At 65.2% G+C, this 15,035-nt stretch carries 13 protein-coding genes and 1 tRNA gene; 6 read left to right on the top strand and 8 right to left on the bottom strand.

The window, feature by feature from the left end; genetic code table 11:
• The first annotated feature begins 126 nt into the window (after positions 1 to 126).
• Together rdfA and FGF80_RS02815 are read left to right on the top strand one after the other, a co-directional pair.
• Complete coding sequence (gene rdfA, locus FGF80_RS02820; protein WP_138652109.1) at positions 127 to 753, top strand: rod-determining factor RdfA; 627 nt, start codon at positions 127 to 129, stop codon at positions 751 to 753.
• Positions 754 to 816: 63 nt separating this feature from the next.
• Positions 817 to 2,772 (top strand): archaea-specific SMC-related protein, encoded by a 1,956-nt coding sequence (locus FGF80_RS02815; RefSeq protein ID WP_006184756.1) that lies wholly within the window; start codon positions 817 to 819, stop codon positions 2,770 to 2,772.
• 784 nt (positions 2,773 to 3,556) lie between these two features.
• Here FGF80_RS02815 and FGF80_RS02805 read toward each other — a convergent pair.
• Complete coding sequence (locus FGF80_RS02805; RefSeq protein WP_138655448.1) at positions 3,557 to 5,014, bottom strand: MATE family efflux transporter; 1,458 nt, start codon at positions 5,012 to 5,014, stop codon at positions 3,557 to 3,559.
• Between the two features lie 298 nt (positions 5,015 to 5,312).
• Between FGF80_RS02805 and FGF80_RS02800 the strand changes: the two genes are divergently transcribed.
• A complete protein-coding gene (locus FGF80_RS02800; protein WP_006184758.1) occupies positions 5,313 to 5,732 on the top strand; it encodes a hypothetical protein in 420 nt (139 codons plus the stop codon).
• A 75-nt stretch (positions 5,733 to 5,807) separates the two neighbouring features.
• Here FGF80_RS02800 and FGF80_RS18985 read toward each other — a convergent pair whose 3' ends face one another.
• Both FGF80_RS18985 and FGF80_RS02795 read right to left on the bottom strand, forming a co-directional pair.
• Positions 5,808 to 5,948, bottom strand: a complete 141-nt coding sequence (locus tag FGF80_RS18985) for a hypothetical protein (protein WP_006184759.1) — start codon at positions 5,946 to 5,948, stop codon at positions 5,808 to 5,810.
• 339 nt (positions 5,949 to 6,287) lie between these two features.
• Positions 6,288 to 6,362 (bottom strand) — tRNA-Val (locus FGF80_RS02795).
• A 311-nt stretch (positions 6,363 to 6,673) separates the two neighbouring features.
• On the opposite strand from FGF80_RS02795, the gene FGF80_RS02790 reads away from it, so the two are divergent.
• Positions 6,674 to 7,090, top strand: a complete 417-nt coding sequence (locus FGF80_RS02790; RefSeq protein WP_138652105.1) for a DoxX family protein — start codon at positions 6,674 to 6,676, stop codon at positions 7,088 to 7,090.
• A gap of 110 nt (positions 7,091 to 7,200) precedes the next feature.
• Here the strand turns inward: FGF80_RS02790 and FGF80_RS02785 are convergent, their stop codons facing one another.
• Positions 7,201 to 7,734 (bottom strand): cob(I)yrinic acid a,c-diamide adenosyltransferase, encoded by a 534-nt coding sequence (locus tag FGF80_RS02785; protein WP_006186795.1) that lies wholly within the window; start codon positions 7,732 to 7,734, stop codon positions 7,201 to 7,203.
• Positions 7,735 to 7,866: 132 nt separating this feature from the next.
• On the opposite strand from FGF80_RS02785, the gene FGF80_RS18980 reads away from it, so the two are divergent.
• Complete coding sequence (locus FGF80_RS18980) at positions 7,867 to 8,043, top strand: DUF7838 family putative zinc beta-ribbon protein (RefSeq protein WP_006186796.1); 177 nt, start codon at positions 7,867 to 7,869, stop codon at positions 8,041 to 8,043.
• Between the two features lie 57 nt (positions 8,044 to 8,100).
• Here the strand turns inward: FGF80_RS18980 and FGF80_RS02780 are convergent, their stop codons facing one another.
• The 3 genes from FGF80_RS02780 to gcvPA form a co-directional block, all read right to left on the bottom strand.
• Positions 8,101 to 9,618 (bottom strand): aldehyde dehydrogenase family protein, encoded by a 1,518-nt coding sequence (locus tag FGF80_RS02780; RefSeq protein ID WP_138652103.1) that lies wholly within the window; start codon positions 9,616 to 9,618, stop codon positions 8,101 to 8,103.
• Between the two features lie 209 nt (positions 9,619 to 9,827).
• Complete coding sequence (gene gcvPB, locus FGF80_RS02775) at positions 9,828 to 11,336, bottom strand: aminomethyl-transferring glycine dehydrogenase subunit GcvPB (RefSeq protein WP_138652101.1); 1,509 nt, start codon at positions 11,334 to 11,336, stop codon at positions 9,828 to 9,830.
• A complete protein-coding gene (gcvPA, locus tag FGF80_RS02770) occupies positions 11,333 to 12,670 on the bottom strand; it encodes an aminomethyl-transferring glycine dehydrogenase subunit GcvPA (protein WP_138652099.1) in 1,338 nt (445 codons plus the stop codon). Before gcvPA ends, gcvPB begins: the two co-directional genes overlap by 4 nt.
• Positions 12,671 to 12,886: 216 nt before the next feature.
• Here gcvPA and FGF80_RS02765 point away from each other — a divergent pair, with 216 nt between their 5' ends.
• Complete coding sequence (locus FGF80_RS02765) at positions 12,887 to 13,660, top strand: DUF2270 domain-containing protein (protein WP_138652097.1); 774 nt, start codon at positions 12,887 to 12,889, stop codon at positions 13,658 to 13,660.
• 80 nt (positions 13,661 to 13,740) lie between these two features.
• On the opposite strand, the gene FGF80_RS02760 is transcribed toward FGF80_RS02765, so the two are convergent.
• Complete coding sequence (locus tag FGF80_RS02760) at positions 13,741 to 14,829, bottom strand: AI-2E family transporter (protein ID WP_138652095.1); 1,089 nt, start codon at positions 14,827 to 14,829, stop codon at positions 13,741 to 13,743.
• Between the last annotated feature and the right edge of the window lie 206 nt (positions 14,830 to 15,035).

Here is a 15,035-nt window from a genome sequence, read left to right as displayed (position 1 = left end):
CCACTATCCATACGTATCGTTACAGTACCGGTTCGGTTTGCCGGCAGTTCGAAAACCCCGAACGGACTTCGGGCTCCCCTGACGGTAATCACAACATTTGTACGACAGGCATCAGTTACATTGGGTATGACGGACGACTCGAGCGGCGGACGCCGAACGAAAGTCGAGCGAGTGATGGATCGGTACGATCTCGAGGAGTGGGGTGAGCGGTTGGAGACCGAGTGGGTCGGCGACGGGACCGAGCGGACGAGTCTGCGCGACCTCGCGACCGAGTTCAATCAGGCCGTGCTCCGGGCGGCCGTACGCGATGCGGGCACGTCCGTCCTGGATACGGATATCGATTCGCTCTACCGAACGCTGACGAACGACGACGTGTCGCGATCCGACGCGGTTCGGAAACGACGCGAACTCGAGCGGACGGGGGTCGATATCGACGACGTTCAGTCCGACTTCGTGACTCACCAGACGATCTATACGTATCTCACGAACGTCCGCGACGCCTCCCTTCCGGAGGAAGACCCCGAGGATCGCATCGAACGGAAGAAAGAGACCGTCCAGCGTCTCGCCGGCCGTACGCAGGTCATCACGGAATCGACGCTCGAGGAACTCGGGAACGCCGGCGAGATCACGGACCGGGAGTACGAGGTGTTCGTCGATGTGCGAACGATCTGTGGCAACTGCGGTGCCGACTACCCGATCGCGGACTTGCTCGATCAGGGTGGCTGTGACTGTGACGGTGCCGACGCCGTGTGAGTACGTCACGGAATAACGGCCGTAACCAAATAACATTTAGTTCAGCGGCGAGAAGGAGCAGTCGTGTCATCTCCAGAGTCAGTCACCTCGTCGATCACCGTCGCGGCCGAGAACATCGGCGGCATCGACAGTACCGAAGTACGGCTTCAACCCGGCGTGAACGTCCTGACTGGCCGGAACGCGACGAACCGAACGTCGTTCCTCCAGACGATCATGGCGGCGCTGGGCAGTCGGCGATCGTCACTGAAAGGCGACGCGGACGCCGGCCGCGTCGAACTGGCCTTCGACGACGAACAGTACACGCGGTCCCTCGAGCGGCGTGACGGCGATGTCGTCTTCGACGGCGATCCGTACCTCGACGATCCGGAACTCGCCGATCTGTTCGCCTTCCTGCTCGAGTCCAACGAGGCGCGTCGCACCGTCAGGCGGGGCGACGATCTCCGTGATCTCATCATGCAACCGATCGATACCGACGAGATCGAAGCGGAGATCAACACGCTCGAGGCCGAAAAGCGCGACCTCGACGAGCGCCTCGAGCAACTCGCCCGACTCGATAGCGACCTCCCCGCCCTCGAAGCCGACCGCGCCGCGCTCGAGGACGAAATCGAGACGACGACCGGGCGGATCGACGAACTCGAGGCTACCCTCGACGCGTTCGACCTCGACATCGAGGCGAGTCGGGAGCGAAAGGACGAGATCGAGTCGGCGTTTGCCGATCTGCAGGACGCGCGAACCGAACTCGAGTCGATCGAGTACGACCTCGAGACCGAGCGGGAGAGTTACGCCGAACTCGAACGGGAACGGGACGAACTCGAGGACGAACTCGAAGCGTTCGACGACGGGGAGGAGTCGCCGGACCGACTCGAGGGGCGAGTCCAGGAGCTTCGCAGCCGGAAACGGTCGCTCGACACGACCGTCAGCGAACTCCAGAGCGTGATCCGGTTCAACGAGGAGCGACTCGCCGACGACGGGATCGACCTCGATCTCGACGAGTCCGACGGGGCAGCCGAGGGGGACGGCGACGATCTTACCGACCAGCTGCTCGCGGCGTCGGACGACGTCGTCTGTTGGACGTGTGGCTCCCAGGTCGACCGCGACCGGATCGAATCGACGCTCGATCGGTTGCGCTCGCTGCGCCAGCGAAAGCTCTCCGAGCGCAGCGACCTCCAAGCGCGGATCGACGACCTCTCCGACCGACAGAAGGAGCTCCGGGACCGACGCCGGAAGCGCGGGGAGATCGAAACCCGGCTCGAGGCGATCGAGGACGATCTCGAGCGCCGGTCCCAACGGATCGCGGAGCTCGAAGCCGACCTCGAGGAACAGCAGGCGCGGCTCGACGAACTCGAGTCGGACGCCGAAACGTTCGAGAACACCGAGTACGGCGAGGTGATCGAGACGCACCGCGAACTGAATCGACTCGAACTCGAACTCGAGGACCTCGAGGCCGAACGCGACGACGTACAGGAACGGATCGAGGAGATCGAGGGGAAAATCGAGGAACGAAGCGATCTCGAGGACCGCCGCGAGACCGTCGAAGCGGAGTTGACCGACCTCAGAACGCGCGTCGACCGGATCGAAGCGAACGCGGTCGACGCGTTCAACGAGCACATGGAGTCGATCCTCTCGATTCTGGAGTACCGAAACATCGACCGTATCTGGATCGAACGACGCGAGAAGACGGTCCGGGAGGGGCGGCGGAAGGTCACGCGAACCGCGTTCGAACTCCACATCGTCCGAACGACCGAGGACGGCCGGACCTACGAGGACACCGTCGACCACCTCTCGGAGAGCGAGCGCGAGGTCACGGGACTGGTCTTCGCGCTCGCCGGCTATCTGGTCCACGACGTCCACGAGATCGTTCCGTTCATGCTGTTGGACTCGCTCGAGGCGATCGACTCGGACCGGATCGCTGACCTCGTCGAGTACTTCGAGGAGTACGTCGACTGCCTGGTCGTCGCCTTGCTTCGCGAGGACGCCGCGGCGCTGTCGGAGACGTATACGTACGTCGAAGAGATTTAACTCCCGCAGCCAGTGGTCCCCCGACGCAGTCTCGCTGTGCTCCCGTCGACGGAGTGACTTGCTTCCATCGATGGCGGTCCTGTGATCCAGTCGTCTATCGATCGGGTGCGTTCATCGGGCCGATCGGAACGAAAGGACACATATTCAAGAAGTATATGAATAGTATATTTTATCATATATGTCGTCAGCCGGATCTTTGAACGGGCGATCCGTCACAGGAACTATCGCTCTCGGGTGGACAGCCGTATTCGCCGCGTGTATACTCGTCTCCGCGATTTCGGCGACCGTTCCGAACGATCGGCCGGCCGTTCGCTGGAGGCCGGTTGGCGAGCTCGTCAAATCGACGAAATTCCGGAGAGAAAGCGAGTACCCGGCCAGTACGGTCGAACGGCAGCTGACACGGCGAGCGGGGTTCGTCCCGATGCCGTCGAAGATATATCAGCTATGGATGATAGCTGTATAGTTGACTGCTCGGTCGTACTGCTAGTCGTGTCCCGGGAGACGGACGTACAGCGCGCTTCACTCCCGTCGAGCACGACGATGAACGAGCCCCGCATCACGGGCCGGTGCGTGGCGGTTCGATTGCGGGTCGACCCACTAAGGGGACCACTCGGACCGCACTGCTCCGGCGGCTGGGGATCGGCCCCGAAACCATCGCCGAAACGGCGCTACACCGGTGCAAGAGTCCCGCCGAGACCGGCGGGATTCCAGCCCTCGAGACCACCCCGTCCACGGCGGCAGCGTCGGCCCGCTTCACCCGCGTTCCGGCCCCGACGGCGACGACTCAGTCGCCGGGCGTGGATTCGGGCCGATAGCCGCGACTGATGGCCTTCCAGTGGCCGGCGGCGAACCGGTAGTAGGTGACGACCGCCGGAACGAGCGTCTCGAGGATCAGCGCCGCGTAGAGCGCGCCGATCCCGAGCGGCGTGACGGCCCCGACGGGACCGAGGGGAACGGAGACGGCTCCGAGGGTGGCGACGGGAAGCGCGAAGACGTAGAGCCCGAGCACCTGCCCGTAGAACGGCCAGCGGGTATCCCCGCTCGCGCGGAGCGGCCCGGTCGCGCCGCCGCTAACGCCGCGGAAGACGACGCTGACGCAGGCCACGACGATGAAGGTCGTCACCAGCGGCAGGATCGACGGATCGTCGACGAACAGCCGGCCGACCTGTTCGGCGACGACGAGGACGGCGGCCGCGCTGCAGAGGTAGACGGCGGTTCCGAACCGGAGCACCGCTCGGCCGTACGTGTCGGCGTTACTCTCGTCACCGGTGCCGAGTTCCTGACCGACGAGACTGCTCGAGGCCAGCGAGAAGCCCCAGCCCGGCGTATCCATCAGATCGCGGACGCGGCGCGCGACAACGTAGGCGGCCACCACGTTCGGCCCGAACAGCGCGACGATGGCGAGCATCGGGAACTGTGCGGCCCGCCTGGCGACGTTCGTAAACACGAGTGGGGCCCCGATGTCGATCACGTTCCGGAGATCCGCGAGGGTCGTATACGGCCCCGAACGATCGATCGTCACGGGGAACGCCCCGATCACGGGGAGCCGGCCGACGGTGAAACCGGTGACGAACGCCGCCAGTACGAAGACGTTGGCCAGCACCGTCCCGATCGCCGCGCCGACGACGCCCCACTCGAGGACGAACAGCAAGACGGCGTTGATGGCGATGTTGGCGATCGCGCCGCCGGCGCGGATGATCATGGGCGTCCACGCGTCGTCGGCACCGACGAGCGTCCGACTGGCGATCAGGTTCACCGCGGCGAAAGGCACGCCGAGGGCGAGGACCCGGAGATAGGCAGCGCCGTAGGCGATCGACGCCGCGTCGTTCCCGACGAGTCCGATCAGTCGTTCGGGAACGGTCCAGTAGAGGATCCCGAGCGGAACGGTGATGATGACGACGACGAGCGCGCTGGTCGTCACCGCAAGCGACAACTGCTCGGTCGCCCGCGCGCCGTAGCGCTGCGAGACGAGGCTGATCGTCGCCCCGGCGACCCCGCCGCCGATGGCGAACGCGATCGACCAGAACGGGGTCGCGAAGCCGACCCCGGCGATCGCCGCCGGACCAAGGGCGATCCCGACCATCGCCACGTCCGCCGCGGACTTCGACATCCGGGCGATGCCGGTAACGATCCGCGGCCAGGCGAGATCGGTAGTCCGCTCGACGCGCCGGGCGTCGACGATCCCTCCCCACGCAAGCAAGGACCCGATCGACAGCAGGAGCCATCGGAGCGGATTCGGCACTCGAGAAGCCACGCTAGATCGGTCACGGCTCAGCGCTAAAACGTTTTATCTCTCAGCAATACGTCATGGACGATTCCGCGGGATGGCCGACAGCCGTCGTGGGTCGGGCACACCACCGCGTTGCGACTCGACCGAGCGGACCGACACCTGAGACGCGGGGACTGTGCGGCCCATCGGTCCGTTTCGTAGCCGCGGTCGAGGACACCCACCCCGTTCGCGGATCGATAGCGCCCGATACCTCGCGGGTTTATAACTCTCGAGAGCATCGCTTACGGCAAGCGACACGGGGCACTACGTGATGACTCGCGACGATCGGTACAAACTGTTCGGCGTCTACGTCTCGGAACCGGTCTTCGACGCGCTCGAGGCGTACCTGTACGAGTCGGCCGGCGTCGTCGACTACGAGGACTACTTCGATCCGTCCGACGCCGGCGTTCCGGTCGGCGATCCGGGTGCTGATGCGACCGATCGGCTCGTCTCGGACGTGGTCGCGGAGTTCGCGGCCCTGTACGACGCGGCGGACTTCGCGGCCGCCCGGGCGGTCGACGCCGACGCATTCATTCTCGCACAGCTCGCCGCCGAGCCACGGACGGTGACGCGGGCTCGCGAGCGCTTTCAGGCCGCCGCCACGATTCAGGAAACCGACAGTCGAACGGTCCACACGGCGATCCTGGCGGCCGCTCTCGAGGACGACCCCGACCGCGAGTTGGAGGAATGATCGCGGCCGAGAGAGAACCGTCGCTCGGTCCCGACGAGCGGCCTCGTCGGCACCTCCTTCGACCGACGACGACGGTCAGGCCTCCTGTAGATCGACGATACTCACCCAGTGGTCGGCGTACTCGGCCTCGTGGTCGCTGGCGTCACCGTTCGCGTCGGCCCAATCGGTGTACTCGCTCTCGAGGTCACAGCTGTCGCACTGGAGCCGGTATGCCATGTTGTGAGTTACCACTCGAGTCGGCTTAAGTTTCATCGCCGGTCGCGTCCAGCGAGACGGCGTTCGCTTTCGGTGCTGTCGGGTCGGCTTCGACAGTTCGACTGCCGGCAGAGGAGCGGGGGACCGTTGGGACGCCTGCTCGGTTTCGAGGGTTGATACCGGTTGCCGCAACCGGAACGCTGCTGCTGGCTTCTGACACCCGAGCCGGCAGCCGAATCTCGGACGCCAGACTGCGATTTACACAGAATTAGGAAGCGACTGTATGAATTGCTGACGGGGTGCAACGGCAATATGCCGCCCTCTTGCGGTTTACTACGTCACGTGGAGCAAGGCGACGAGTGGGTTGGGGCAGATTCGAACTGCCGACTTCCTCCGTGTGAAGGAGGTATCATAACCGGACTAGATCACCAACCCGCACGAGGTGCTTCCCGTGCGTTCGACTTAAGACTTCCTTTCACCGATCGTCGGTAGCCCCGCTCGAGCGACCCGCGGTTCCCCGGGGTCGAATCGAGCCGAACGCGTCGCCCGTTCGCGTCGCCTCCGCTGCTCGAGGGCACCGATAACTCGCTTTTCACCCGGTAACACTCCCGTTAGCGAGCGTATAACTGGTTCTGGTACGTACCTGGTAACGTAATGCAACTACAACTGCGATTCGCGGATCGGAATCGACGCCACCAGCCGACCGAAGGGAACGCCGCTGCCTCGCGAGCGGAGGTGAGCGACTGATGGCGTTCGAGAGCGGACTCAGTGCAGTCGTCCTGCTCGTCGGCCGCCTGCTCTTCGGTGGCCTGCTGGTCTACCAGGGCCTGAATCACTTCGCGGCGACGGACACCATGGCCGGCTACGCGGAGGCAAAGGGTGTTCCCGCGGCCAGGTTCGGCGTCGTCGCGTCGGGTGTGATGCTCGTTCTCGGTGGCGTCGGGATCGTACTCGGCGTCTACCCCGTCATCGCTGCGGGGATGCTCGCGGTGTTTTTCGTCCTCGTGACCCCGTTCATGCACGACTTCTGGGCGGTCCCCGAGGAGCAGCAACAAGACGAGTTGATCCACTTCATGAAGAACGTCGAACTGCTGGGCACCGCCCTGCTCGTGTTCGTCCTCGCCGGCGAGCCCTGGGGCTACGCGCTGAATATCGGGCTGTAACGAGCGGGGATCGCATCCGTCGAGCCTCCGGCACCGACGCGCGATAGCCGACCAGCGGAGCGTGTGTTCGCCACGCGCTGGGCCGTCTCGAGTCGCGCACTCCTGGTTTGCTAATACTCGGGGGCCTCTTCCGGTTCCCCGTCGCGAGCGTTGACGACGCGGGCGAAGGTGAACAGGCCGTCAGAGAGCCGATTGAGGTACTGGACCGCGTCCTCGTTGATCCGCTCCTCGGCTGCGAGCGCGACCGCACGGCGTTCGGCGCGCCGGCAGACGGTACGGGCGTGGTGTAGCGCCGCGCCGTGTTCGCTGCCGGTCGGCAGGATAAAGGAGGTCAGGGGCTCGAGTTCCTCGTCGTACGCGTCGATCCAGTCCTCGACGGTCTCGACGTGGGCGGGGCGGATCGCGGGGTCGTCCTCGTCAGGGTTGGGGTTCGCGAAATCCGCCTGCACGACGTGGAGGTGGTTCTGGATGGCGGACAGTCGGTCGTTGATGTCGTCGTGATCGGTCGGACGAACCGTCCCGAGCAGAGCGTTGAGTTCGTCGACGGTCCCGTAAGCTTCGATGCGGGCGCTCGCCTTCGAGACGCGAGTCATGTCCCGGAGGTCGGTCTCCCCGTCGTCGCCGCGGCCGGTGTAAATCGACATGGCTGGATCGACGGCCGGACTCCACTTAACTTCCCTGTCACCTGTGGCGCTGTAACGGGCGGCCGTCCCGACATCCCGCTCGTCGCCGTCGGAACCAGTACGTTAAACTCGCTTCGCTCGCTACCGTCGGCTATGGCTCTGGAACTCGAGCACGAGTGTCCGAACTGCGGGGGCGAAAAGACGTTCTATCGCGCCGCCAGTACGACGCTGCACCTCGGCGAGAAGGTCAAGTGGCACTGTCCGGACTGCGACTACGGGTTCGTCCGTATCGGCGACAACGGCACCGCCGTCGACTCGAGTACGGCGTAACTCGTCGGGGGCGGCGATTCGACGCGGTCGGAATCACGGCATGGAGACGACGCGCTCTTATGTAAGCGAGAGATTGATGGTTTTCGTCTGCTGATAGTGGTCGAGCGTGTCGGCACTGAGTTCGCGGCCGATTCCGGACTGTTTGTAGCCGCCGAACGGGAGGCCGGGAGCAAGGTCGTGATAGCTGTTGATCCAGATGTACCCCGCTTCGATATCCCGTGCCGCATCGTTCGCTCGCTCGAGATCGTCCGTGATAACGCCGCCTGCGAGCCCGTAGTCGACGTCGTTTGCCAACTCGATCATCGTCTCGTAGTCGTCCCAGCGGAACACCTCGAGCACCGGGCCGAAAATCTCCTCTTGGACCGCGGCGTGATCGTGATCGAGTCCCTCGATGAGGGTCGGTTCAACGTAACAGCCCTCGGAAAGGACATCGTCGTCGGGTCGATCGCCGCCGGCGAGGAACTCCCCGCCGGCGTCCTGCGCCGCGTCGAGGTAGTCGATGGTTCGATCGACTTGCTCGCGAGACACCTTCGGACCGAGGTCCGTTTCGTCGCGTAACGGGTCCCCGAGTTCCATCCCATCGATCGCCTGGACGAGGCCCTCGAGGACGTCGTCGGCAACGTCCTCGTGAATGAACAGCCGTGATCCGGCCTCGCAACACTCGCCGGTGTTGTAGAAGATCGCAGCGGTGACCAGTTGGACGGCCGTCGAGACATCGACATCGGGGAAGACGACGACGGGGCTTTTGCCGCCGAGTTCGAGCGTCACATCGGTAACGGTTTCGGCGGCGTTTTTCATTACCTGTTTGCCGACGGCCGTCGAGCCGGTGAACGCGACTTTCCGAACGTCGGAATGCCGGGTCAGCGGTTCGCCCGCTTCCTCACCGAACCCGGTCACGACGTTGACGACGCCATCTGGGACGATGTCGTCGATCAATTCGGCGAGCCGCAGCGCGGAAAGCGGCGTCTGTTCGGCGGGTTTCAACACCGAACAGTTACCGGCAGCGAGTGCCGGTGCGAGCTTCCACGAGGCCATCAATAGCGGAAAGTTCCACGGGATAACCTGTCCGACGACGCCGTACGGTTCCGCGATGACCTGTCCGTACCTCGAGCCGTCGGTCATCGTCTCGCCGCCGTTCTCGCGGACGATGCCCGCGAAGTATCGGAACTGTTCCGCGGCGGAGTGGACGTCGATCGTCGCCTCCGTGATCGGTTTCCCGTTATCGAGGGTCTCTAACTGGGCGAGTTCGTCGGCGTGCGCCTCGATCGCATCGGCGATCGCCATCAGTACGCGCTGGCGGTCCCCGGCGTCGTATCCCGACCACTCTGTTTCGAACCCGTCCCACGCGGCGGCGACTGCACGGTCTACGTCCGCCGTTCGGCCGCGGGCGACCGACGCGAGTTCCTGATTCGTCGTCGGATCGGTCGTTGCGAACGTTTCGCCACCGGCTGGCTCCGTGAACTCGCCGCCGATATACAGGGATGTCCGTTCGGGGACGACGGCATCGGCTGTATCCCGGTGGCGCTGGAGGACGTCGCTTCGGCTGTCATCGACTGAGTCTGATTGGCTAGACATGGTCGATGGAGACATCGGGGCGGCGTAAAAAGATTTGTGCTGAGTAACACGATTGAAACCGATACCAGTTTACATTGGACCCCTACGATAGTGCCCGGTGGGCCGCATCTCACTCACGCGTAACGTGTTCCGATTACTTGCCTGCCGGGGCGTCACGCTCGAGCGGTCCGACGGCAGGGGATGTCGGTGAGTGCTGGCCGCGTCCGCGATCAGGCGTCGTCCTCGAGCGCCTGCCACGACAGCCGCGGGGTCCGTGCGGCGGTCGTCTGGTCGATCCGGCGCGCGGTGGTCCGTTCCGGCGCGGTCTCGAGGGCGTCGTCGTCCTCGCCGGCGACGGCGTTGAACGCGGCGGCGAGGCGATCGAGCGTGTCCTTGCTCTCGACTTCGGTCGGTTCGGTCATCAGCGCCTCGGGGACGATCTCGGGCCACTTCGTCGTCGGCGGGTGGACGCCGTAGTCGAGCATCCGTTTGGCCACGTCGGCGGCGTCCTGCTCGCCGGCGCTGGCGACGAACTCGTGGTGGAACGGGCCGTAGGGAACGTCGTACTCGATCCGCTCGGCGAGGTAGTTCGCGTTGAGCACTGCCGACGCGCTCGCGTCCGCGAGCCCTTCGTCACCGAGGCGGGCGATGTAGGCGAAGGCCTTGAGCAGCACCAGCCAATTGCCGTCGAACCCGTGGACCTTGCCGATGGTGTGCTCGGGGTCGAAGCGCTCGTAGACCGGTTCCCCGGCCGGTGATTCCGCGGCGCGCTCGCGGACGCGGGGCGCGGGCAGGAACGGCGCGAGGTCGGAGACGACGCCGACCGGACCCGCACCCGGCCCGCCGCCCCCGTGAGGTGTCGCGAACGTCTTGTGGACGTTGTAGTGCATCACGTCGAACCCCATGTCGCCCGGTCGGGCGCGGCCGAGCAAGGCGTTGAGGTTCGCGCCGTCGTAGTAGAGCAGTCCCCCCGCCTCGTGGACCATGTCGGCGATCGTCGTGATCTCACGCTCGAACAGCCCGAGCGTGTTCGGGTTAGTCAGCATGAGCGCCGCGGTGTCCTCGGAGAGGGCGGCCTCGAGCGCCTCGAGATCGACCCGGCCATCGTCGTCGCTTGGTAGCGACACGACGTCGTAGCCGCCCAGGGCGGCGCTGGCGAAGTTGGTGCCGTGGGCGCTCTCGGGGACGATGACTTCGTCCCGATGGCCCTCGCCGTTGTGCTCGTGGTAGGCCGCGGCGACGCGAATGCCGACGAACTCGCCCGCCGCGCCCGCGGGTGGCTGGAGCGTCACGGCGTCCATTCCGCCGATCCTGCCGAGGTAGTCCTGCAGCCGATACAGCACCTCGAGGGTCCCCTGTACGGACGCCTCGGTGCGGTCGGGATGGACGGCAGCCGACGGCAACGCGGCCACGTCTTCGGTGAATGTGGGGTTGTACTTCATCGTACACGAGCCCAGCGGGTAGGGGCCGCTGTCGATCCCGTAGATCATCTGGGAGAGGCGCGTGTAGTGGCGGGCCAGTTCCGGCTCGGAGAGTTCGGGGAGTTCGAGGGAGTCGCGGGTGAGGTCGTCGGGAAGCGGCGAGCCGTCGGTATCGTTATCACCGCTAATCTCGACGCGTGTCAGATCTTTCTCCGAGAGCAGCGGTTCGTACTCGCCGTTCTCGACGTATCGGGCCTGGTCGTACCGCGATTGTGGGACGTCACCATCCTCGGATCCGTCGGGTCGGTCGCCGCTCATCGCGTCACCTCCTCGACCGCCGCGACGAACCCATCGATCCGCTCGTCGGAGACACCGGCGATACAGATCTGAATCTCGTGATCGCCGACGACGTGGACCGCGAAGCCCCGCTTCTCGAGGTCATCCGCGACGGCTCGAGCTGGCTGGTCGACGCGGGCGACGAACTCCCGGAGGTGGTGGCGATCGTGGACCGGTGCGATGACGCCGACGAGGTCGTCGAGACGCGCTGCGAGGTCCCGCGCCCGCCGAACGTCCCGTTCCGCGAGGTCGACCAGCCCGCTCGGCCCGAGCACGGCGGCGTGCATGGCGGTTCGAAGCGCCACCCAGGCCTGATTCGTACAGATGTTACTCGTCGCGCGTTCCCGGCGAATGTGCTGTTCGCGGGTCTGCAGGGTGAGGGTGAACGCCCGGCGGTCGGTCGCGTCCTCACTGGCCCCGACCAGCCGGCCGGGGACCTGGCGGAGGTAGTCCGCCCGCGTCGCGAACAGTCCCAGCCCCATCCCGTAGCTCGTCGGCAACCCGAGTACGCTCGCGTCGCCGACGACCACGTCCGCACCGACATCGACGGGTCGCTCGAGCAGGGAGAGGGCGACCGGGTCGGACCCGAGCACGAAGAGGGCCTCGGTGTCGGCCGCGAGGTCGCCGATGGCCTCGAGGTCCTCCTCGATGGTCCCGCGAACGGTCGGGCTCTCGGCGTAGATCATGACGACGCCGTCGTCGGCGAGGTCGGTGAGGCCCGCGAGGTCGACGGTCCCGTCCGCTACGGGGTACGTCTCGACCGCGAGGTCGGTGCCGGCGACGTAGTTCTCGAGCGTGCTTCGCCGTTCCTCGCGCAGGAGTTCGGGGACGAGCACGCGGTGGCCCGTGGTGTCGCGGACGCGGTCGGCCAGCGTGGCAGCCTCGCCCAGGGCCGTCGCGGCGTCGTACATCGAGCAGTTCGCGACCTCGAGGCCGGTCAACTCGACCAGCAGCGACTGGTACTCGAACAGGGCCTGTAGGAATCCCTGTGAGACCTCCGGCTGGTACTGCGTGTACGACGTGAGAAACTCCGAACGATCCGCGAGGTGGTCGACCAGCGACGGGACGTAGTAGCCGTAGTGGCCGCGGCCGAGCAGTTCCGTCACGTCGTCGTTGCGGTCCAGCATCGAGCGAACCAGGCGTCTCGTTTCCCGTTCCGTTCGCGCGTCGATGTCGAACCGGCCGTTGAACCGGACATCGGCCGGAATGTCGAAGAGTTCGTCGACGGCCTCCGCACCGACCGTCTCGAGCATTGCCGTACGGTCCTCCTCCGTGTAGGGAGCGTAGGGGCTCCCCGTGGCGTGTGATCCGTGCATGCTTACCAGTGGTCTCGAGCGAGCGATCGGTCCGTTCCCCACCGGCGTCGGTGTCGGCGTTCGATTCGAGACACGATACTGGCCCTTAGCGGGCACGGGGTAATGAACGCACTCGTTTCGGTGCCGACGCGCAGTGGTCGCCCGCCGGACCGACCGCCGCAGGCCCTGCAGTCGCTACACGGAGGACTATGCACCGCGACGGCGTCAAACGACCGCATGGTGGACGATTTCGATGACGATTCCGGACCGAGCAGCGATGCGGACCCGAGGGGACGGGTGGCGGGGGGCGATCAGGCGGATCGAGACGGCCCGCTCGATCGCGACGATCAGGAAATCGGCGCGGCGGCCGCGGCGGACACCGACTCGTTGCTCGGCGTCCTCCCCCACTTCTACCGTGGGGAGGTCAATCAGGCCAACAGCGCACAGGACCGGATCGATCGGACGACCGACTGGGCGATCACGCTGCTGGCCGCACTCCTGTCGCTCGTCTTCTCGAGTCGCACTATGCCGGCGTTCCTGCTCTTGATCGGGGTCTTCGTCCTGTCGATCTTCCTGTTCTACGAGGTGCGTCGATACCGGTTCTACGACCATTGGCGCGCCCGCGTCCGCTTCATACAGGAGAACGTATTCGCGAACGCGCTGGAGCCCACCGGCGTGGAACATCCGGCGTGGCGCGAGGAACTGAGCGACGATCTCAGAAACCCGACGTTCAAAGTCTCGAGTCGAGAGGCCGTCTCACGGCGAATCCGTCGCGTGTACGGGTTGTTATTCGCGGTGGCCGGGGTCGGCTGGGTGTTCAAAATCACGATGTTTACCCCGGAACAGCGGTGGACCGAAGCCGCCGAACTGCCGGGGATTCCGGGTACGGTCGTGGCGGGAGTCCTCGGCCTCTTCTTCGCGAGCGTGATCGCGGTCGGACTGTGGCCGGGCGGACGCGAGGCGAAAGGCGAGATCCACGGGGTCGAGACGGGTGCCTGGAAAAACGAGTAGGCTCTCCCCATTCGATCCGCTCGTCCGCCTCCTCGCGAGGCCGGCCGTTCTACCGTGAGTTGTGCCGGGCCGTCGGCCGATCAGGGGTCTTCCTCCGGGTCGCTGTCGGATTCGGTGTTGGTGACGGCTCCGGCTCCTGCCGCCCCATCGGCGCGTTCTCGAGCGAAGATATCGAGGACGACCTTCACGCCGCCGAGGACGACGGGACCGATGAACAGCCCCACAGCACCGAACGTGATGAGTCCGCCGAAGATACCGACGACGGCGATCGTCGAGTTGAACGCGCTCGTCCGGCCGATGAGTGCGGGCCGGAGATACGTATCGGAGACCATGACGAGCAGACCGTAGAGCGTGAGCCCGACCGCGGCGATCGGCCGGTTGAGTGCGACCAGATAAATCGAGACGGGAAGCCAGACACCGAACGAGCCGACCAGCGGGAGGAGCGTGAGCACGAAGGCCACAACGGTGAGCAGGACGACGGCGGGAATGCCCAGCACCGCGAGTCCGACCCCGATCAGCACGGCCTGAATCACCGCGACGAGGACGTTACTGATAACCGACGCCTGCATGAGTTGGTCCAGTTCCGCGAACAGTTCCCGCTGGATCGCGTCGTCGATCGGGACGACGCAGTACAGCCACTCGATCAGTTGCTCCCTGTCCCGTAACAGCGCAAAGCAGACGAACAGCGTGATCGTCACTCCGATAGCGATACCGGGCAGCCCGCCGACGATATCGAGAAGGCCGGTCGCCAGTCCTTCCACCCCGCTCGTAATTGCGTCCTGATACGATCCATACAGCCCGGTAAGATTCACCGAATACCCGCGCTCGGCGAGCGTCCGCTCGATGGTCTCGAGGTCGACGTTCCCGTTCCGGACGGCGGTCACGAGCTGCGACGTCTGCCTGAGTGCGACGCTGAGGATGTAGACGAGCGGCAGCAAAATGACGATGATCGCAACGAGTATTGTGACCGACGCGGCGATCATCGGCCGCAGGTACTCCTCGAGTCGCCGCTGAAGGGGAAGCAGGATGTACGCGAGGACGATCCCGAAGAGGACGTACTGCAAGTAGGGGAGAACGACGAGGAGCCCGAGGGCGACGCCGAGCAGCGCGAGCGCGGTCAGGACTGGTTGTTCGACGATCCAGTCCGGGGGACTGGCACGGTCAACCATACGGAGGCATGTGATCGCGGTAGACATTAGTCTGCTGATACTACTGACTCCCACGTGTCATCGAGGTCGGACAGTCCCTGGCTGCACTCGCTTCCGATCCCGGTCCGTCACGAACGGGAGCGTAACTCAATGCTCGCTCCGCTCGAGTGACTGTGTGTGACCTGTAACACAGGTACTGTTCCGATGTGGATTATACGTCACAGACC

It is taken from the genome of Natrinema pallidum (assembly GCF_005890195.1).
Taxonomy (GTDB): Archaea; Halobacteriota; Halobacteria; order Halobacteriales; family Natrialbaceae; genus Natrinema; species Natrinema pallidum.
The sequence above is the reverse complement of the archived record's forward strand: the minus strand, read 5'-3'. Positions and strand labels throughout refer to the sequence as shown.